Source organism: Streptomyces sp. MA5143a (assembly GCF_900290235.1).
Lineage (GTDB): Bacteria > Actinomycetota > Actinomycetes > Streptomycetales > Streptomycetaceae > Streptomyces.
In genome coordinates this window covers 233,576-250,688 of sequence record NZ_OLMK01000028.1, presented here as the reverse complement: position 1 = coordinate 250,688, position 17,113 = coordinate 233,576, and the positions used below count along the sequence as shown (strand labels likewise).

Sequence of the window (17,113 nt, the reverse complement as noted above, 5' to 3'; positions counted from 1 at the left end):
ACCCACCCCCACACGGCAGGCGCCCACCCCGCCCCCGAAGGCGCCCCACCCACACCCCAGGGCACCCCACCCACACCCCAGGACGCCCCACCCACACCCGAACGAACCCGCCACCGCAACGACCGAGGCGCGGCCATCCTGGAGTTCGCCGGCTTCCTCCCCATCCTCCTCCTGGTGGCCATGGCAGCCATCCAACTCGGCCTCATCGGCTACGGCATCAGCCAGGCCGGCTCAGCCGCGAGGGCGGCGGCCCGCGCCGAGTCCCTCGGCAACGACGGCGTCGCAGCGGGCCAGGCCGCGGCAAGCGGCTGGCTCAACCCGGAGGTGAGCCCGGCCCAGGGCCCCGACACCACCACCGCCACAGTCGTCGTCACGGTCCCCTCCGTGATCCCCCTCTTCGACCCGGTCTCCCTCGAACGCACAGCGACGATGCCGAACGACGAGGACGAAGACTGACGAGAAGCCCCTACGCCACCCAAGCCACGCCACGCCACCTAAGCCACGCCACGCCACCCAAGCCACGCCACGCCACCCAAGCCACGCCACCCAAGCCACCCCACCCAAGCACCAGCCCCCCGAGAGGAGTTGACGAAGAGATGAGCCTGCGATCCCGTATCGCCGCCCCCGACGAGGGGGGAACCGGACGCGAGGACGGACACCTCGTGGCCGTCTACCGCGCCAAGCTCCTCGAAGAGATCGACCTCGCCGAGATGTCGGCCCTGACGGCGGCCGACCGCCGAGCCCGCCTGGAACGCGTCCTCGGCCACATCATCAGCCGGGAAGGCCCGGTCCTCTCCTCCGCGGAACGCTCCCAGCTGATCCGCAGAGTCGTCGACGAGGCCCTCGGCCTCGGCGTCCTGGAGCCGCTCCTCGCCGACGCCTCCGTCACCGAGATCATGGTCAACGGCCCCGACTCGATCTTCGTGGAGCGAGCCGGCCGCGTGGAACAGCTCCCGCTCCGCTTCGCCTCCACGGACCAGCTGATGCAGACGATCGAACGCATCGTCTCCACGGTCAACCGCCGCGTCGACGAGTCGAACCCCATGGTCGACGCCCGCCTCCCCACCGGCGAACGCGTCAACGTCATCATCCCCCCGCTCGCCCTGACCGGCCCGACCCTCACGATCCGCCGCTTCCCGAGGGCGTACACGCTCCCGGAGCTGATAGGCCTCGGTTCCCTCGACGAGCAGATGCTGATGCTGCTGGCCGCGTTCGTCCGCGCCCGCTTCAACGTGATCGTCAGCGGCGGTACCGGCACCGGCAAGACGACCCTCCTCAACGCGCTCTCGGGCCTGATCCCGCCCCGCGAGCGCATCATCACGATCGAGGACTCGGCCGAACTCCAGCTCCAGCAGGACCACGTCATCCGCCTGGAGTCGAGGCCGCCCAACATCGAGGGCAAGGGCCAGATCACCATCCGCGACCTGGTGCGCAACTCGCTCCGCATGCGCCCGGACCGCATCATCGTGGGTGAGGTCCGCGGCGGCGAGACCCTGGACATGCTCCAGGCGATGTCGACGGGCCACGACGGCTCGCTCGCCACGGTCCACGCCAACTCCGCCGAGGACGCGCTGATGCGGTTGCAGACCCTGGGCTCGATGTCCGAGGTCCTGATCCCCTTCGAGGCGCTCAAGGACCAGATCAACTCGGCGGTGGACGTCGTCGTCCAGCTGACCCGTTTCGCCGACGGCTCCCGCAGGATCACGGAGATCACGCTGCTCGTCTCGCACGGCCGTGAGCAGTTCCGCATCGCCACCGTCTCCCGCTTCGTCCCGGACCCCCTGGGCGCCGACCGAGTCGTCCACGGCCGCTTCGAGCACCTGCCGATCCCCCGCCCGGTCGCGGAGAAGCTGTACGTGGCGAACGAGCCGCTGCCCCCCGCGTACGGCGTGGCGGAGGCCATGGACGTACTCCACACGAGGCAGGCCATCGGATGACGAGCACTCGCCCCGCGGCCGGCACTCGCCCCACGGCCCGCACCGACCCCTCACCCCCACCCCGCCCCGAGACCCCAGTCAGGAGCGCCCGGTGAACAACGCCACCCTGCTGGCCCTCGGCGCCACCGTCCTGTGCGGCACCCTCGCCGTCGCCGGCGCGCACACCTACGCCTCGGGCCGCTCACAGCGCCAGGCGCTGGTCGACCGTCTCGCCGGCAGCCAGGGCGGCCCGCTCCGCACGGCGAGCGGCCGCGTACGACGGTTCACGGCCGTCGACCGCCGGCTGCGCCGCACCCGCCTCGGCCGGGCGATCCACCTTCGGCTGACCACGACGGGACTCGATCTGACGGCGGGCGAGTACGCCACGTACGTGGCGATGGTCGTGGTCGCCCTGTGGCTGATCGCCGCCGCGACGCTCGCCCCGTTCTTCGGCCCGATCGCCGGCGCGGTAGGCATCTGGGCCGCCGCGATCTTCCTCAACTGGCAGCGTCAGAAACGTATCGAGGCGTTCATCAACCAGCTTCCCGACGTGGCCCGCCTCCTGGCCAACGCCACGGCGGCCGGTCTCGCCCTGCGCACGGCGCTGGCGATGGCGGCGGAGGAGCTGGAGGCCCCGGCGGGGGAGGAGCTGGCGCGGGTCGCGGACCAGTTGGCGCTCGGCCGTTCCGTGGACGACGCGCTCGGTGAGCTCGCCGAACGCCTCCCGTCCCGTGAACTGGTCGTCCTCGTCACCACCCTCGTCCTGTCGAACAAGGCGGGCGGCACGGTCGTCAGTTCGCTCCGCAACCTCACCCAGACCCTGGAGGACCGCAAGGAGACCCGACGCGAGGTCCGCACGATGCTCTCGGAGGTCAACGCGACGGCGTTCACGGTCCCGTTCCTGGGCCTGGGCTCCCTCCTCCTGATCAACTCCTCGAACGAGGGCGCGCTGGCCCGCGTGACCGGCTCGCCCCTCGGTCAGATCCTGGTCCTGGTGTCGATCGGCCTGTACACCGTCGGTTTCTTCGTCATCCGCCGCCTCGGCAAGATCGAAGTCTGAGAAGGGAGCCGCGACCCGACATGACGACATCGATGCTCCCGCTCCTCCTCGCCCTGCTGATGGCCGTCGCCGTGGCGGGTGTCCTGCTCGGCATCCGGATGATCCGCGCCGACGCGAAACTCCCGAGCGACCTGGCCCTCGCCCTGGAGGTGGGCGCCACCCGTGTCTCCAGGACGGGGTCGGCGGTCGACCGGCTCGGTATGCGCTTCGCCCCGTTCGTGCTGCGTCTCATGGGCCCCCGCCGGGTCGAGGCGAAGCGCCGCCGTATCGACATGGCGGGCAACCCCGGAGGCCTCACCCTCAACCGTTACGCCGCCCGCCGGGCCGTGTACGGCTTCTTCGGCGCTTTCATGGGGCTGGTCTTCCTCACCAGCGACCGCCCCCTGTTCGCCGCCGGCACGTTCGCGTTCGGTTTCTTCGCCGCGGACGCCGCGATCTGGCAGGCGGTCCGGGAACGCAAGGACGTCATCGACCGCACGCTCCCCGACTTCCTGGACGTGCTCGCCGTGGTCGTCTCGGCGGGCCTCGGTTTCCGCCAGGCCCTGGACCGGGTCGCGGAGAATTACGAGGGTCCGTGGGCCGACGAACTCCGCATCACACTCCGCCAGATGGACATGGGCGTCAGTCGCCGCCAGGCGTTCGACGAGCTCCGCAAGCGCAACTCCTCCGAGCAGGTGGCGCAGTTCGTCTCGGCGTTGCAGCAGGGCGAGGAGCTGGGCAGCCCCATCGCGGAGACGTTGATCCAGCTGGCCGCCGACATGCGCCGCACGGACGCCCAGAACGCGCGGCGCAGGGCCGCGAGGACGATCCCCAAGGCGACACTGGTGACCCTGATCTTCATGCTCCCGGCGACGATGATCCTCATCGCGACGGGCATGTTCCTCGGTTCGGGTACGAACTTCGGCGAGATCCTGGGCCGCTGATGAGAATCCGCGGCCGGAACCTGCCCCCATCCACCCGCTGGATCGTCCCGGCGGCGGCCCGCCGACGCCGCCCGCCGACCGACCGCATCCAGGCCCCCTCCACCGCCCCCGTCACCGGCTACCTCCAGGACGACGCGGCACCCCCCGCGACCCTCCGCCTCCAGCTGAACGCCCTCCAGGCCCTCTCCCGCCAGACGATCGCCGTCCGCCTCACGATGCTGGCCATCGGCACCCCTTTCGCCATGGCCAACACCTCGGACGGCGCCCCCACCCGTGCCGTACTCATCGTCGCGGCCCTGGGCATCACCATCTCCTACGCCACCCTGAGGGACTGGGACCGCTTCGCCCCCCGCCTCCTCGCGCACCCCTCCCTGATGGCGCTGGACCTCCTCCTCGGCGCGGTCCTCCTCCTCACCGCGTCCCCGGTCTCGCCCCTCGCCTACGCCACGGTCTGCACGCCGCTCCTCTCCGGCCTGCTCTACGGCTGGCGCGGCGCCGGCCTCTTCACCGGACTCCAACTGGCCGTCCTGCTGACCGTCCACCGTGCCTGGGAGCACAGCCCGGGCGCGGGCGCGGGCACCCTCCTCATCGCCGGTTTCTGCGTCGCGGCAGGCATCATCGGCGTGACCCTCCGCAACCTGATGTTCCGCTTCGGTACGGCCACGCAGGCCCTCGCGGAGGCCACGTCCCGTCTCGCCGTGGCGGAGGCCGTCGAGTCGGAACGCGCCCGGCTGGCCCGCGAACTGCACGACTCGGTCGCCAAGACCCTGCACGGCCTGGCCCTCGCCGCGGACGCGCTGTCGACCTCCGCGGACCGCCCCGCCCCCGACCCGGCCGTACTGCGCCGACAGGCGACCCTCGTGGCCGCGGCGGCCCGCCGAGCCGCAGCCGAGTCCCGCGACCTCCTCACGGACCTACGCCGCCACACGGACCTGACGGAAACGGCACCCCCGGCGGACCTGAGGACCCAACTGACGGCGAGGACCCGAACCTTCACCACCCGCACCACCCTCCCCGCGCACCTGACCCACACGGGCCCGGAACCCCCGCCCCTCCCACCCGAGACCACCCACCACCTCCTGGCGATCGTCACCGAGGCACTGGAGAACACCCACCGCCACGCGCACGCGACGAGAGCGGACGTCACCCTGACGGTCACCGCGACCGCCCTCCGCCTCACGATCGAGGACGACGGAGTGGGCCTCCCGCCCGCACCCGCCCTGGCCGAGGCATCCGATTCCGGCCACTTCGGTCTCGTGGGCATGAGGGAACGAGCCGAACAGCTGGGAGCGCACCTCCACATCACCCCCGGCACACCGGGCACGAAGGTAACCCTGACCCTCCCGCTCCACGAGCCGCCCACCGACACCCACCGCCCCTCTCGAACCCCCCACCAGGAGTCCGCCCATGCATGACCGGGATCAGGAACTCCCCACCGAGCCCCGCTGCCGCGTACTGGTCGCCGACGACAACCCGGTCGTCCGCGCCGGCCTCGCCGCGCTCCTCGGCGCCCACCCGGACATCGAGGTGGTGGCCCAGGTGACGAACGGGGAGGAGGCGGTACGGGACGCCCGGCTGCACCGCCCCGACGTCGTGCTCCTCGACGTCCGCATGCCCGGCACGGACGGCCTCACGGCACTCCCCGAACTGGCCGCGCTGGCACCGGTGATGATGCTGACGTACAGCACGGAACCGGAGGTGGTGGCGGAGGCCGTACGCCGGGGCGCGTGCGGCTACCTGGTCCACGGCGACTTCACGGCGGAGGAACTGATGCGGGCGGTACGGCAGTTACGGGAGGGCCGCCCGACGATCTCCGCGTCCGTCTCCACGACGGTCGCGGATGTCTCAACTTCCCTCGGTGTTTCCTACAAACCTTCACACGAAAGTCATGACCGAGCTTCGCACCTGCAACCATATGTGCCACAGTCGTCGGAGACTCGCTCCACGTACGCGGAGCAACGAGGCGCACCGTCGCGCCACCGGGCCCCCGGCCCGCCCGACCAACCGTCATTCGGCCTGAGCGCAAGGGAGGTGGAGGTGATGGACCTCATCGCGTCCGGTATGAACAACCGTCAGATCGCCGCCGCCTGCTTCATCAGCGAGAAGACGGTCAAGAACCACATCAACCGCATCTTCGCGAAACTGCACACCACGACGCGCAGCGAAGCGATCGCCCACTGGCTCGGCACGGCCCACGGGGGGTGGACCCGATGACCCCGCCCACCCGCCCAAGTTGGGCCCCTGGACCCACCCCCCGTACGGGCCCTTTCACGTACGGTGATCCGAGAGACGTCCCCGTCGCGCGGGAGGGCAACCGCCATGAGCATCAAGCACCGCTTCACCACGTGGAAATCCACGGTCAAGTCCCGCATGCGAGGCAAGAACCGCGACGCGGGCGCGGGTTTCGTGGAGTACGCCGGCATCATGATCATCGTCGCGGGCATCTTCGTGATGGTCGACAGTCTCGGACTCGACGGTTTGATTTCTCAGGCGATCCTGAACGCGGTGAACGACGTCATTGGCGGCTGAGGGGCTCTCGGCTCCGGTTCGACGACCGAGGGTCCACCCTCCCCATCTACATATGGCTGACCGCGATTCTGCTCTTCGCGGCGTTGGCCTTCTTCGTGTTCGCGCAAGCAGCATCCGCTCGCGGTGGGGCCCAGTCTGCGGCGGACGCTGCGGCGTTGGCAGCGGCGCAGCAGGCGCGTGAAGACCTCTTGCTCGATTTCGGAGACGCGATCGAAGCCGGCGACGATGACTGGCTGGACTGGCTGGATCTCCTTGACGGCCTGCCCGCCGACGGCGCCACGGCTGCCGCCCAGGAACTGGCCGCCGCCAACGACTCAACGGTGCTGGGCGGCGCCCAGCCCACTGAGGCGGGGGGATTCCCCGGCTTTCGAGTCGAGGTCCAGACGGACTACACGGTCGGCGACTCGATCATCCCCGGCACCGAAAGCCGGCCTGCCACCGCTCAGGCGACTGCGGTCGTCCAACCCCGGTGTGACGTTGACGTGGAAGCGGACCCCGCCAAGCCCGTGACACTGGATTGCGACGGTCAGCCCGTGGATATCGACCCCGACAATTTCGATCCGGACGACCTTCCCGATGCGTCCGTGATGTTCTCTGTGCGTCTGGCTGAGTGAGAGGAAGTCGTGTCCATGAAGTTCCGGTACACCACTAGGGGCCGCGCTGCTCTGACCACGGTGACGATCGCCACCGGGCTGGTCCTTATGGTGGCCGGCTGCGGAGGGGGAGGAGGGGACGACAAATCGTCCGATTCGAAGTCGTCTTCGTCTCCGCCCGCCAAGGGCGACGACAGCCGTGACGACAAGGAGTCCGCAGCACCCTCCTCCGCTTCGGTGTTGGCCGAAGTGAAGGGCGAGAACGGGATAACGCTGGCCGTCACGTCCGCTCAGCGCGACAGCGGCGGCTTCGTCACAGTGCAAGGTACGGTCACGAACAACACCGGTGAGGCGTGGGTAGCCGCGAGCTGGCGTGGTGATGAGCGGGAGCTGGCCAAGAACGGAGCCTCCATCGCCGGTGCCAATCTCACCGATCAGGCTGGCAAGAAGAAGTACCTCGTCCTGCGTGATACGTCGGGCCGCTGCCTCTGCACCCAATTCACGGGCGGAGTGAACGAAGGCGAGACCGCGCAATGGTTCGCCCAATTCCCCGCACCCCCCGAAAACACCACCTCCGTGGACTTCCAAGTCGGCTCCATGCCCCCCGCCACCATCGAACTCTCCGAGGGCGAGTGACCATGGCCGCTCTCACCCCACGGGTCACCGCCGCCCTCGCGGTCGTGGTCGCGTTCGCTCTCGCCACCCCGGCGGCCCACGCCGACGACGACCCCAGCGAACCCCCGGGCACGGTCACCACCTCCCCACCCCCGGAGGTGGACGCGAACAGTCCGGGGCTGAAGCTGGCCGCCGGCGCGACGCTCGCGCCCGCCAAGGTGCTGGACATCAAGTCGGTCGTGGAGGACCTCGGCGGCGAGGAGCGCCGCGAGGACACCAACGAGAACGTGACGTTCGCGCTCCAGGCGGAGGTGCTCTTCCCCAAGGACAGCGCGAAGCTGAACCCGCAGGCCCGCTCCCGCATCGAGGCGATCGCGGCGGAGATCAAGGCGCAGAGCGCCACCAAGGTCCGCGTGTTCGGCTTCACCGACGACCTCGGCTCGTACGCCCACGGCCTGACCCTCTCCAAGAAGCGCGCCGAGGCGGTCCACGACATCCTGGCCGGCGACCTCGACGGCGACGTCACCTTCGAGGTACGCGGCTACAGCGAGGACTACCCCATCGCCGACAACTCCTCGGAGGAGGGCCGCAAGAAGAACCGCCGAGTGGAGGTCTCCTTCCCGAGGACCGCGTCGGGGACCGGCGACGGACAGAGCTGACCAGCGATCGGCCGCGGTCAAGACGGCGCAGTCGCTCAGACACCCACGACGCGGACCCTGTCGCCGCACAGCTTGTTCATGTCGTCCGCGTCCGATGTGACGATGATGCGGGGCCCGGGGTAGTCCAGAGCCGTGGCGGCAACGACGGAGTCGACCGCGTACTTGTGCCCGAAGAGGTTCGCGTTCCGGAGCAGGTCGATGGCACGCCAGGTGATCGCATCACTGACGGGCAGCACCTCCAGGCGGGACGTGTGCCAGCGGAGGCGGTCCATGCGCACTTTGGCGTGCCATGCCTCGATCAACGTGAGGTTGCTCAGGGCCACCAGGGTGTCCTTGGCCTGGGCCGTACGGATCAGCCCGGTGACCTGTGGATCGTTGGCCATGAACTTGCTCAGCCCCTCGCTGTCGAGAAGCAGAACGCCGTGACTCAACCGGCCTTGCGATCGGGCCATGCCGCGCCCTCGTCCCCCTCGATCGCCTCGGCCCGACGCTCATCGGCTGCCAGGGCCTCCGCCTCCTGAAAGATCTCCGCTGCCCAGTCCAGGACCTCGGGGGAGGGGCGGCCGATCTCGTCCTCCTTGGCCTGAAGGAGTTCCTCCAGCAGATCGCGCTGTATCTGCCGCTCCACGGCCGCGCTCACATAGGCGGAGAAGCCGCGCGCGCCGACGCGGGCCTTGACTGCCGCGATGCGCCCTGCGGGCATGGACACGCTGACCTTCTGCGCGGGCCCATCATCCTCGCGGTACTGCTCCGGAGTCTCCATGACGTCAGGCTACCAACATGGTGTCAAACGAAGTAGCAAACCGTTCGGAATCGCGATGAGGTCCTACTGCTCCGGGGTCGAGCCCGCCTCGGGCTCCGGCGGATACGCCACGAACGTGCCCTTGGCGGGCAGGGTGACGACGAGACCGCGTTCACGCAGTTCGCGGATGGCGCGGCGAGCAGTCAAGTAGGCCACCCCGTACTCGGTCCCGAGATCCCGCTCTCCGGGCAGACGAGCGCCCGGCCGCAGGTCACCGGAGGCGATCCGGGCGGCGATGTGGTCGGCCACCTGCATATACACGTAAGCGATCTTGCTCGGGTCGATCGGTGAACTGTTCGACTCTGCTGCCATGGTTGCCACCGTAAAACAGCCCTGAGCTGCATCAATGCGCAAGTAGCTACATACTGCTATGCACTGACATGCGTAGCAATGTAGGCTACGCAACATCAAACCCCGGCGGCCTGGCACGGCCCCGGGGCATGGTCAACGCTGACAAGGAGCGCCGACAATGCTGGACCTTACCGTCCGAGCCCTGGCCTGGATGCTGCGTATCTGGCTGCCGGACTCACGTGGTCGCCACCGCGCGGGATCCCCCGTCCCACCACCCGCCCCCGTAGCCCAGCCAGTCACTCGCCCCCATCCGCAACCATCAACGCTGCCCACTTACACCCTGGACGAACGAGTGCGTCGCCGTGCAACCCGTGGTCTGCGCGAACGGCGCCGCGCCCTCTACCTGGCGAGTCTCGGCCTCGACACGGAGCCGCCCGTGTCCCGTGAAGTCCGTGTTCCCGGAGCCCTCGTGGGGGCGACCCGATGACCGACACCAGGCACCACCCACCGCGCCGCCTCCCGATCCGCATGTGTGCCCGCTGCCAGCGCTTCACTCAGGACCCGGTCCTGGTGCACGAGCACCACGGGGCCACCGGCCCCGGTTTCAACGTCTACGCGTGCCAGGAATGCGCCCCGCACTACCCGCCCCCGGCGGATGAGCTGAACCCATCTGCCGACGCCCCCAGCTGACGCCCCGTCCCACCGCGCCCACGCCGGGAGCCGTCGCCCAGCTGGACTGGACGGCTCCCGGCGGAGGCGGCGCTCACCGGGCGCTACTCGTTGTGCAGCACCTTCGCGATGGTGAGCCGTGCCGCCGACCGCGCCGGGATCAGGGCGCCGAGGACGGCCATCGTGACGCCCGCCAGCATCAGCGCGGCCAGCTGGGGCAGGTGCCACACCTGTTTCGTGAACTCCGGGAACACGATCACGCCGACGTGGTCCACGACGAGCCGGTGCGCGACGACCCCCAACGGGATTCCCAGCAGCCCGCCGACCAGGCCGAGGGCCGCGACGGACGATATCGTCATTGTCATGACCTGGCGGGGGGTCATGCCGCTCGACTTGAGCATGCCCAGGTCGCGCCGCCGTTCGCGGATGTCGAGCAGGACCGTGTTGAAGACACCGAGCGAGGCGACCACGGTCAGCAGCACGGTGAACACCGACGAGAAGCCGACCACGGTCGCGGTGACGGTGTTGTCGGGTCGCAGTACCGAGGGGCGGAGAGCCGGGTCGGCGGCCCTGACCGCGTCGACGTACTTCCGGACGTCGGCGCCCTGGGTGAGGCGGACCGTGTACTCGGCGGCCTGGAACGAGGAGTCGAGGCGCCGCAGGGTCTGCCAGTTGGAGTCCAGCGCCTTGGCGTTGCCGTCCGAGAGCCGGCCCACGATCGTCACGGGGGTCTGCCTGCCGTTCAGGAGGACGGTGATCCGGTCGCCCACGGACAGCCCGTGCTGGTCGAGGAACGCCGGCCCGGCGGCGGCCTGTCCGGCACGGTCGGGCCAGTGCCCGTCGACGACATGGGGGGCGAGGTCCCGGGTGTCCCCGCGGTAGAAGTTGGCGTACACGGGTTCCGTGTGTCCGGCGAGGCTCACCCTGGTGAGCCCGCGGACGGTCACCCGGTCCGCGCCGGGCAGGGAGCGCAGCCGCTGCTCGGTCTGCCGGTCGGACAGGCGCCGGGCGGTGTCGCCCCCGGCGGTGGAACCCCCCGCCGCCTCCACGCGCACCCGGGTGGCCCCGTCGTCGTCGACGAAGGCGAGCAGGGTGCTGGTCAGACCGGTCGTCAGGGTGACGGTGGTGACGCCGAGGACGATGGCCGCCATGGTCAGCAGCGAGCGGCCCGGCCGCGCGAACGGCCGGCCAAGGCCCAGGCTGACGGCACGGGGCAGGCGCGTTCCGCCGAGCCGGCGCTGGACGCGCAGCCCTCGTCCGGTCCGTGGCGAACTTCCCGCGGTGATCGCCTGGGCGGCGGGAAGCCGGTGCGCGCGTACGGCGGGGATCAGGGCGGTGACGACGACGAGAGCCGGCATCCCCGCCAGGCACAGCACGGACGGCCACCAGCTGGTGCCGATCTCCGCGCCGCCCGTGTCGATGCCGGCGAAGGCCACCCGCAGGATGGGTCCCGTCGCCGCGTTCCCGATGAGGGTGCCGAGGACGCAGCCGATGACCGCGGGGACGGAGACCATCGTCAGATAGACCGCCATCACCTGGTTCGGGGTGAAGCCCAGCGCTTTGAGCACACCGATGTGCCGATGCCCGGAGACCACCGCCCCGCTGACGACATTCCCCACGATCAGCACGGAGATGAGCAGACCGAGCACGCCGAACAGCGTCATGAACGGCACATAGGCGTCCGCCTGCGCGGCGAAGGCCCGCTTGAGGGCGAGATAGGTCTGTGCGGTCACCAGTGAGTCGGCGGGCAGTCGGGCGGTGGCCGTGGTGAGGCCGGCCCGCAGCTCCCGCTCGGTCGAGGCGTCCGAGAAGCGGTACAACATCTGACGGGTGGCCGGGCGCAGCCGCTCCACCTGCTCGGGGGAGACCCAGCCCCCGGCGGTCTTGCTCATGCTGGTGGCGAAGCCGACGACGGTGAGGGCCGGACCTCCACGGGGCCTGAGTTCGGTGCCGAGCGAGTCCCGGCCGGGGGTGCCGGCGATCGGCCAGTTGATGACGATCTCACCGGGAGCGGTGGCCCAGCGGCCCTCCAGGAGGTGGACGCGGTCGACCGGTCCGTCCGGTTCGGCCCGGCCCACGACGGAGAGGGAACCGGCCGGCATCCACAGCCAGTCTTCGGGCATCTCGAGAACCGCCTGCCCGAAGGGCCCGGCCGCGGCCTCGACCCCCGGCCGGCGGGCCGTGGCCGCGAGCCGTGCGGACGACACCTTCGACGCGTCGAACGTCGCCACCGTGTGGGCCCCGCGCTGCTGCGCGAACGCGTTGTCGAAGGGGGCCGACGCCGCGGCGAGGAGCACCAGCCCGAGCAGGATCGTCGTGGTGGAGCACAGGACCACGAGCCCGATGACGAACGTCTGGAGCCTGCGGCGTTTCACGGCCGCCCGCGACGCCCTCCACACGGCGCTCATACGGTGGTCTCCACAGCGCTCTCGCGGGCCACCCGGCCGTCGGCGACCTCGATCAGCCTGCTGGCGCAGCGTGTGGCCAGGTGCGGGTCGTGCGTGACGATCAGCAGCGTCTGACCGATCTGGTTGAGGTCGATCAGCAGGTCCATGACCTGCTCGCCCGAGCGGCTGTCCAGCGCGCCCGTCGGCTCGTCGGCCAGCAGCAGGGCCGGACGGTTCATCAGCGCCCGGGCCACGGCGACGCGTTGACGCTCACCTCCGCTCAAGGCGGCCGGGTAGGTGTCCTTGCGGTCGGCGATGCCGAGTTCGTCGAGGAGTTCCAGCGCGCGGCGGCGCGCCTGCCGGGCGGACGTGCCGATCAACTGGGCCGCCAGCGCGACGTTGTCCAGCGCCGGCAGGTCGTCGATCAGATTGAAGAACTGGAAGATCATGCCGATGTGCCGCCGCCGGAACAGAGCCAGCCCGGTCTCGTTCAACGCCCCCAGATCCTGGCCGCGGACCTGAACGGTTCCCGACGTCGGGCGGTCCAGGCCCGCGACCATGTTGAGCAGCGTGGACTTGCCGCAGCCCGACGGCCCCATCACCGCCACCGCCTCCCCGGCGCGGATCTCCAGGCGGACGCCGTCCAGGGCCGTCGCGTCGCCGTACTCCTTGCGGACGTCGTCCAGCCGCACGACGGTTCGTGAGGGGTGGTTGTCCGGAACAGTTGTCATGGCACGAACCTAGAAGCGCCGGGGCGGGCATGACGTCCCTCGCCGGGTGTAACCGGCCGCGCGGGTCATCCTGGGGATGTAGGGATGTGGATCCACAGCATGAGGCGGCGGGATGGCCAGGCTGCCAAGCTTGTGCGGGTGGGGAGTTCGGGGTTGATCTGGCTGGTCGCGGTGTCGGCGGCGGCGTGCGCCGCGGTGGTCGTCCTGAGCGTGGCGCTCGTCCGGGCCCGGCGGCGGCATCGTGCGGCCGTCGAGGAGGGCGGTTGGCTGCTGGAGCGGGAACGGGAGAGCGCCGCGCGGACCGCGGTCGACGCCGAGCGGGCCAGGATCGCGGCCGAACTCCACGACATCGTCAGCCACAACGTGAGCCTCATGGTGGTGCAGGCCGGGGCCGCCCGCGAGGTGCTGGCCACCCTGCCCGGCGAGGCCGAGGCCGCGCTGACCGCGGTGGAGAGCGCCGGGCGGACCGCGATGACCGAGCTGAGGCACCTGCTCGGCCTGCTCGCCCCGGCGCAGGACGGGGACGACGAACCGTACGGCGGGGACCTGGCCCCCCAGCCGAGCCTGAGCCGGCTCAGCCCGTTGATCGACCGGATCGCCTTCGCCGGACTGCCCGTCGAGGTACGGATATCCGGCGATCCCCGCCCCCTGCCGACCGGGATCGACGTCACCGCCTACCGGATCATCCAGGAGGCACTGACCAACGCCCTCAAGCACGGCCACGGAGCGAAGGCCGAGGTGACGGTGCGGTACGCGGAGCACTGGCTGCGCGTCGAAGTCCTGAACAGCGGCCCGAGTGTCCTGTCGGGTGACGCCCCCGTGCCCCCCGTCCACCCACCCGCGGAGCAGACCCGGGGAGCGGGACGCGGGCTCATCGGTCTGCGGGAGCGCGTCGCCGTCTACGGCGGTCATCTGGACGCGCGGCGCCGCCTGGGCGGCGGGTACCGTGTCCGCGCCCGCATCCCACTGGACCGGCCATGACCACACCCACCGGCCCCGCCCCCCGCGTGGTGATCGCCGACGACCAGGAACTTGTCCGCACCGGCTTCCGCCTGATCCTGACCGCGCGCGGCATCAACGTGGTCGGCGAAGCCGCGGACGGCGCCGAAGCCGTCCGGACCGTGAGCCGACTGCGTCCCGATGTCGTCCTCATGGACATCCGCATGCCGCACATGGACGGCCTGGAAGCCGCCCGCCGCGTCCTCGCGCAGACCCCCGGCTGCCGAGTGATCATGCTGACCACCTTCGACCTCGACTCCTACGTCTACGCGGCCCTCGCCGCCGGTGCCAGCGGCTTCCTGCTCAAGGACGTCACCCCGGCCCATCTCGCCGCCGCGGTACGCCTGGTCGACACCGGCGACGCGCTGCTCGCGCCCTCGATCACCCGCCGCCTGGTGGAACGCTGGGCCTCCGGCGCCGGACGGACCGCTCCCGGACCCGCACACCCCGCCGTCCACCGTGATCTCACCCTCCTGACGCCGCGCGAACGGGAGGTGCTGACCCTCATGGGAAGAGGGCTGTCCAACGCCGAGCTGGCCCGGCACCTGACCCTGAGCGAGGCGACGGTGAAGACCCATGTGGCCCGGATCTTCGCCAAACTGACCCTCCGCGACCGGGCCCAGGCCGTGGTCCTCGCCTACGAGACCGGGCTCGTCGCCCCCGGCGAATCCGCCGACCCCGACCGCTGACCGCCGACGGCGTCTGCCGTTCAGCCCTCGCCAAATCCGGGCGACCGGTCCCTTCCCGCGCCATGCTCGTCCCAGGCCGACACCGAGAACCGCGGGAGCCCACACATGCGAAAGATCGTCCTGATGATGTCCCTGTCCCTCGACGGCTACATGGAGGGCCCGAACCGTGAGCTGGACTGGCAGCTCGTCGACGAGGAGCTGCACACCCACTTCAACGACGTCCTCAGGGACATGGGCGTCTTCCTGGACGGCCGGGTCTCCTACGAGCTGATGGCCGACTACTGGCCCACGGCCGACCGGGACCCCGACGCGCCCGCTCCCGTCGCGGACTTCGCCCGCATCTGGCGTGAGAAGCCGAAGCTCGTGTTCTCACGGACGCTGCACCGCGCCGAGTGGCACACCACGATCGTGCGGGACGTCGTCGTGGAGGACATCATGGCGCTGAAGGCGCAGGAGGGCGGCGACCTCGCCCTCGGCGGCGCCACCCTCGCCGCCGAGTTCATGCGGCACGACCTGATCGACGAGTACTGGCTCTACGTCCACCCGGTCATCCTCGGTCGGGGCAGGCCGCTGTTCTCCCAGGCCGAGGAGCGGCCGACGGCCGACCTGCGCCTGATCGAGACCCGCACCTTCGGCAACGGAGTAGTCCTGCTCCGCCACGGGAGGAACTAACCCGCATCCCCGCCCGACCGGGCCCCGCCACCGGACCGCGCCCCACGACCGTGCGGCTCCTCGTCCCCGTACGGCCTGTCCTGCGCGTACGCCCGCAGGGACCCCACCACCGTGTTGGTGACGGCGACCAGCGGCACCGCGACCACCGCGCCCCCGATGCCCGCGATCATCCCGCCCGCGGCGACCGACAGGACGACGGCGAGCGGGTGGACGCGCACAGCGCGGCCGAGGATGAACGGCTGGAGGATGTGCCCCTCGATCTGCTGGACCGCGAGGACCACGACGAGGGTCATGACGGCGGTGAAGACGCCCTGCGTCACCAGCGCCACGACCACGGCGAGGGCACCCGAGACGACCGCGCCGACCAGGGGGATGAAGGCGAACAGGAAGATGAACACGGCCAGCGGGACGGCCATCGGCACATCGAGGAAGTAGATGCCGAGGCCGATGAAGATGGCGTCGATCAGGGCCACTATCACCGTGCCGCGCACATACGCGGTCAACGTCCGCCAGGCACGCGGCCCGGCCGCGGAGACTCCGGGGCGGGCCGCCGCCGGGACCAGCTTCAGGGACCACTGCCAGATCCGCTTGCCGTCGTAGAGCAGGAACAGCGTGGAGAAGATCGTCAGGAGGATGCCGGTGAGCGCCTCGACGATGACGGTCACGCCCTCCAGCCCCGCCGTGGTGATCGTGTCCGTGTTGTCGCTGATGGCCTCGCGGAGGTTCCCCGCGATGTCGTTGATCTGGTTCTCGGTGACATGGAACGGGCTGTCGAGCAGCCAGCGCCGCAACTCGTCGATGCCGTCCTGGACCTGGTCGGAGAGGTCGTCGATGTTCTCCATGACCTGCCAGGTGACGAACCAGCCGATGAGTCCCATGATGACGAAGCCGAGGGCGGCGGTCAGGGCCGTGGCGAGGCCGCGCGGTACGCGGTGCCGGGTCAGCCGGGCCACCGTCGGCTGGAGCAGCGCCGTGATGAGCAGCGCGCTGGTGAAGGACAGCACCAGGAGTTGCACGGAGCTGATGATCCGCATCAGCACCCAGACGGTGCCCGCGAGGACGAGCAGCCGCCAGCCGGCCTCCGCCGCGACCCGCATGCCCCAGGGCACCGCGGACGCCGGGTCGGGGCGCGGGCGCAGGACGGCGGTGGGCGCGTCGGCCGGACCGCCGCCGGGGGAGCCCTGCGCTTCCATCGCGACCCTCTTGGGGTCATCGTCTCCGGACCCGCGCGAGGAATCCCCCGTGGATTGCGACCCCGCAGCGGATCCGGACCCCGCCGAAGCCCCGGAACCCGTTGAAGACCCGTAAGACCCCGAAGACCCGTAGGACCCCGAACGCCCGGACGACTCCGAGGACTCGGACTCGATCTCCGCGCGGCGGCGCTCCAACCGCTCGCCCCAACCGCTCAGGCCGGAGCCGATCCGGCCGAGCCACCCTGGCACCCGCGACTTCATGCGTCCTCTTCCCCCGTCGCCCCTGCTGTCCACCATGTGCCCCGGAGGCCGCGATTCATCCCGGGGGTTTCGACCGTACATGGCGGAAGCCCCCCACCGAAGAACGGTGGGGGGCTTCCGGGCG

General features: G+C 70.5%; 19 protein-coding genes. 13 read left to right on the top strand and 6 right to left on the bottom strand.

All coding sequences use genetic code 11. The features are described 5' to 3' along the window. The 10 genes from SMA5143A_RS14755 to SMA5143A_RS14710 all read left to right on the top strand — a co-directional run. The coding region (locus SMA5143A_RS14755) for a TadE/TadG family type IV pilus assembly protein (protein ID WP_258193527.1) at positions 1-456 on the top strand (456 nt) is incomplete at its 5' end. A gap of 140 nt (positions 457-596) precedes the next feature. Continuing rightward, on the top strand, positions 597-1,937 hold the full coding sequence (locus SMA5143A_RS14750; RefSeq protein ID WP_107463357.1) for a CpaF family protein: 1,341 nt from the start codon (positions 597-599) through the stop codon (positions 1,935-1,937). Positions 1,938-2,028: 91 nt separating this feature from the next. After that, positions 2,029-2,976: a type II secretion system F family protein gene (locus SMA5143A_RS14745; protein WP_107463356.1), complete on the top strand. Its 948-nt coding sequence runs from the start codon at positions 2,029-2,031 to the stop codon at positions 2,974-2,976. Between the two features lie 20 nt (positions 2,977-2,996). Beyond that, entirely contained in the window at positions 2,997-3,899 is a 903-nt protein-coding gene (locus SMA5143A_RS14740) for a DUF5936 domain-containing protein (protein ID WP_107463355.1), read from the top strand. After that, the gene (locus SMA5143A_RS14735; protein ID WP_107463354.1) at positions 3,899-5,314 is read left to right on the top strand and encodes a sensor histidine kinase; all 1,416 of its coding nucleotides are present in this window, start codon (positions 3,899-3,901) and stop codon (positions 5,312-5,314) included. The genes SMA5143A_RS14740 and SMA5143A_RS14735 overlap by 1 nt, the downstream gene beginning before the upstream one ends. Next, on the top strand, positions 5,307-6,113 hold the full coding sequence (locus SMA5143A_RS14730) for a response regulator transcription factor (protein WP_107463353.1): 807 nt from the start codon (positions 5,307-5,309) through the stop codon (positions 6,111-6,113). Before SMA5143A_RS14735 ends, SMA5143A_RS14730 begins: the two co-directional genes overlap by 8 nt. Positions 6,114-6,218: 105 nt before the next feature. Then, the gene (locus SMA5143A_RS14725; RefSeq protein ID WP_107463375.1) at positions 6,219-6,428 is read left to right on the top strand and encodes a hypothetical protein; all 210 of its coding nucleotides are present in this window, start codon (positions 6,219-6,221) and stop codon (positions 6,426-6,428) included. Then, positions 6,425-7,042 (top strand): pilus assembly protein TadG-related protein, encoded by a 618-nt coding sequence (locus SMA5143A_RS14720; RefSeq protein ID WP_181361857.1) that lies wholly within the window; start codon positions 6,425-6,427, stop codon positions 7,040-7,042. Before SMA5143A_RS14725 ends, SMA5143A_RS14720 begins: the two co-directional genes overlap by 4 nt. 15 nt (positions 7,043-7,057) lie before the next feature. Beyond that, positions 7,058-7,657 (top strand): hypothetical protein, encoded by a 600-nt coding sequence (locus tag SMA5143A_RS14715; protein WP_107463352.1) that lies wholly within the window; start codon positions 7,058-7,060, stop codon positions 7,655-7,657. A gap of 2 nt (positions 7,658-7,659) precedes the next feature. Further along, positions 7,660-8,295: an OmpA family protein gene (locus SMA5143A_RS14710; RefSeq protein ID WP_181361855.1), complete on the top strand. Its 636-nt coding sequence runs from the start codon at positions 7,660-7,662 to the stop codon at positions 8,293-8,295. 35 nt (positions 8,296-8,330) lie between these two features. Here SMA5143A_RS14710 and SMA5143A_RS14705 read toward each other — a convergent pair whose 3' ends face one another. The 5 genes from SMA5143A_RS14705 to SMA5143A_RS14680 all read right to left on the bottom strand — a co-directional run bounded on the left by SMA5143A_RS14705 (position 8,331) and on the right by SMA5143A_RS14680 (position 13,175). Continuing rightward, on the bottom strand, positions 8,331-8,747 hold the full coding sequence (locus SMA5143A_RS14705) for a DNA-binding protein (RefSeq protein WP_107463350.1): 417 nt from the start codon (positions 8,745-8,747) through the stop codon (positions 8,331-8,333). After that, complete coding sequence (locus SMA5143A_RS14700; RefSeq protein WP_107463349.1) at positions 8,723-9,058, bottom strand: hypothetical protein; 336 nt, start codon at positions 9,056-9,058, stop codon at positions 8,723-8,725. The genes SMA5143A_RS14705 and SMA5143A_RS14700 overlap by 25 nt, the downstream gene beginning before the upstream one ends. A 63-nt stretch (positions 9,059-9,121) precedes the next feature. Beyond that, positions 9,122-9,409, bottom strand: coding sequence for a winged helix-turn-helix domain-containing protein (locus SMA5143A_RS14695; RefSeq protein ID WP_107463348.1), 288 nt, complete (start codon positions 9,407-9,409; stop codon positions 9,122-9,124). A gap of 752 nt (positions 9,410-10,161) precedes the next feature. Further along, positions 10,162-12,465: an ABC transporter permease gene (locus SMA5143A_RS14685; RefSeq protein ID WP_107463346.1), complete on the bottom strand. Its 2,304-nt coding sequence runs from the start codon at positions 12,463-12,465 to the stop codon at positions 10,162-10,164. Further along, positions 12,462-13,175 (bottom strand): ABC transporter ATP-binding protein, encoded by a 714-nt coding sequence (locus tag SMA5143A_RS14680; RefSeq protein ID WP_107463345.1) that lies wholly within the window; start codon positions 13,173-13,175, stop codon positions 12,462-12,464. Before SMA5143A_RS14680 ends, SMA5143A_RS14685 begins: the two co-directional genes overlap by 4 nt. A gap of 153 nt (positions 13,176-13,328) precedes the next feature. On the opposite strand from SMA5143A_RS14680, the gene SMA5143A_RS14675 reads away from it, so the two are divergent. The 3 genes from SMA5143A_RS14675 to SMA5143A_RS14665 all read left to right on the top strand — a co-directional run bounded on the left by SMA5143A_RS14675 (position 13,329) and on the right by SMA5143A_RS14665 (position 15,535). Next, positions 13,329-14,156 carry a sensor histidine kinase gene (locus tag SMA5143A_RS14675; RefSeq protein ID WP_258193526.1) on the top strand — a complete coding sequence of 276 codons (828 nt, stop codon included), beginning with the start codon at positions 13,329-13,331 and terminating at the stop codon, positions 14,154-14,156. Then, the gene (locus tag SMA5143A_RS14670) at positions 14,153-14,863 is read left to right on the top strand and encodes a response regulator (RefSeq protein WP_107463344.1); all 711 of its coding nucleotides are present in this window, start codon (positions 14,153-14,155) and stop codon (positions 14,861-14,863) included. Before SMA5143A_RS14675 ends, SMA5143A_RS14670 begins: the two co-directional genes overlap by 4 nt. 105 nt (positions 14,864-14,968) lie before the next feature. Then, positions 14,969-15,535 (top strand): dihydrofolate reductase family protein, encoded by a 567-nt coding sequence (locus tag SMA5143A_RS14665; protein WP_107463343.1) that lies wholly within the window; start codon positions 14,969-14,971, stop codon positions 15,533-15,535. Here SMA5143A_RS14665 and SMA5143A_RS14660 read toward each other — a convergent pair. Next, positions 15,532-16,989 carry an AI-2E family transporter gene (locus tag SMA5143A_RS14660; protein WP_107463342.1) on the bottom strand — a complete coding sequence of 486 codons (1,458 nt, stop codon included), beginning with the start codon at positions 16,987-16,989 and terminating at the stop codon, positions 15,532-15,534. The two genes, SMA5143A_RS14665 and SMA5143A_RS14660, sit on opposite strands and share 4 nt — an antisense overlap. Positions 16,990-17,113 lie beyond the last annotated feature (124 nt).

Excerpts from the sequence above, each read along its gene's own strand:
- SMA5143A_RS14700 (WP_107463349.1), bottom strand. The coding sequence starts at position 9,058 with ATGGAGACTCCGGAGCAGTACCGCGAGGATGATGGGCCCGCGCAGAAG.
- SMA5143A_RS14730 (WP_107463353.1), top strand. The coding sequence starts at position 5,307 with ATGCATGACCGGGATCAGGAACTCCCCACCGAGCCCCGCTGCCGCGTA.
- SMA5143A_RS14740 (WP_107463355.1), top strand. The coding sequence starts at position 2,997 with ATGACGACATCGATGCTCCCGCTCCTCCTCGCCCTGCTGATGGCCGTC.
- SMA5143A_RS14725 (WP_107463375.1), top strand. The coding sequence starts at position 6,219 with ATGAGCATCAAGCACCGCTTCACCACGTGGAAATCCACGGTCAAGTCC.
- SMA5143A_RS14750 (WP_107463357.1), top strand. The coding sequence starts at position 597 with ATGAGCCTGCGATCCCGTATCGCCGCCCCCGACGAGGGGGGAACCGGA.
- SMA5143A_RS14710 (WP_181361855.1), top strand. The coding sequence starts at position 7,660 with ATGGCCGCTCTCACCCCACGGGTCACCGCCGCCCTCGCGGTCGTGGTC.
- SMA5143A_RS14705 (WP_107463350.1), bottom strand. The coding sequence starts at position 8,747 with ATGGCCCGATCGCAAGGCCGGTTGAGTCACGGCGTTCTGCTTCTCGAC.
- SMA5143A_RS14715 (WP_107463352.1), top strand. The coding sequence starts at position 7,058 with ATGAAGTTCCGGTACACCACTAGGGGCCGCGCTGCTCTGACCACGGTG.
- SMA5143A_RS14665 (WP_107463343.1), top strand. The coding sequence starts at position 14,969 with ATGCGAAAGATCGTCCTGATGATGTCCCTGTCCCTCGACGGCTACATG.
- SMA5143A_RS14660 (WP_107463342.1), bottom strand. The coding sequence starts at position 16,989 with ATGAAGTCGCGGGTGCCAGGGTGGCTCGGCCGGATCGGCTCCGGCCTG.
- SMA5143A_RS14680 (WP_107463345.1), bottom strand. The coding sequence starts at position 13,175 with ATGACAACTGTTCCGGACAACCACCCCTCACGAACCGTCGTGCGGCTG.
- SMA5143A_RS14685 (WP_107463346.1), bottom strand. The coding sequence starts at position 12,465 with ATGAGCGCCGTGTGGAGGGCGTCGCGGGCGGCCGTGAAACGCCGCAGG.
- SMA5143A_RS14735 (WP_107463354.1), top strand. The coding sequence starts at position 3,899 with ATGAGAATCCGCGGCCGGAACCTGCCCCCATCCACCCGCTGGATCGTC.
- SMA5143A_RS14695 (WP_107463348.1), bottom strand. The coding sequence starts at position 9,409 with ATGGCAGCAGAGTCGAACAGTTCACCGATCGACCCGAGCAAGATCGCT.
- SMA5143A_RS14670 (WP_107463344.1), top strand. The coding sequence starts at position 14,153 with ATGACCACACCCACCGGCCCCGCCCCCCGCGTGGTGATCGCCGACGAC.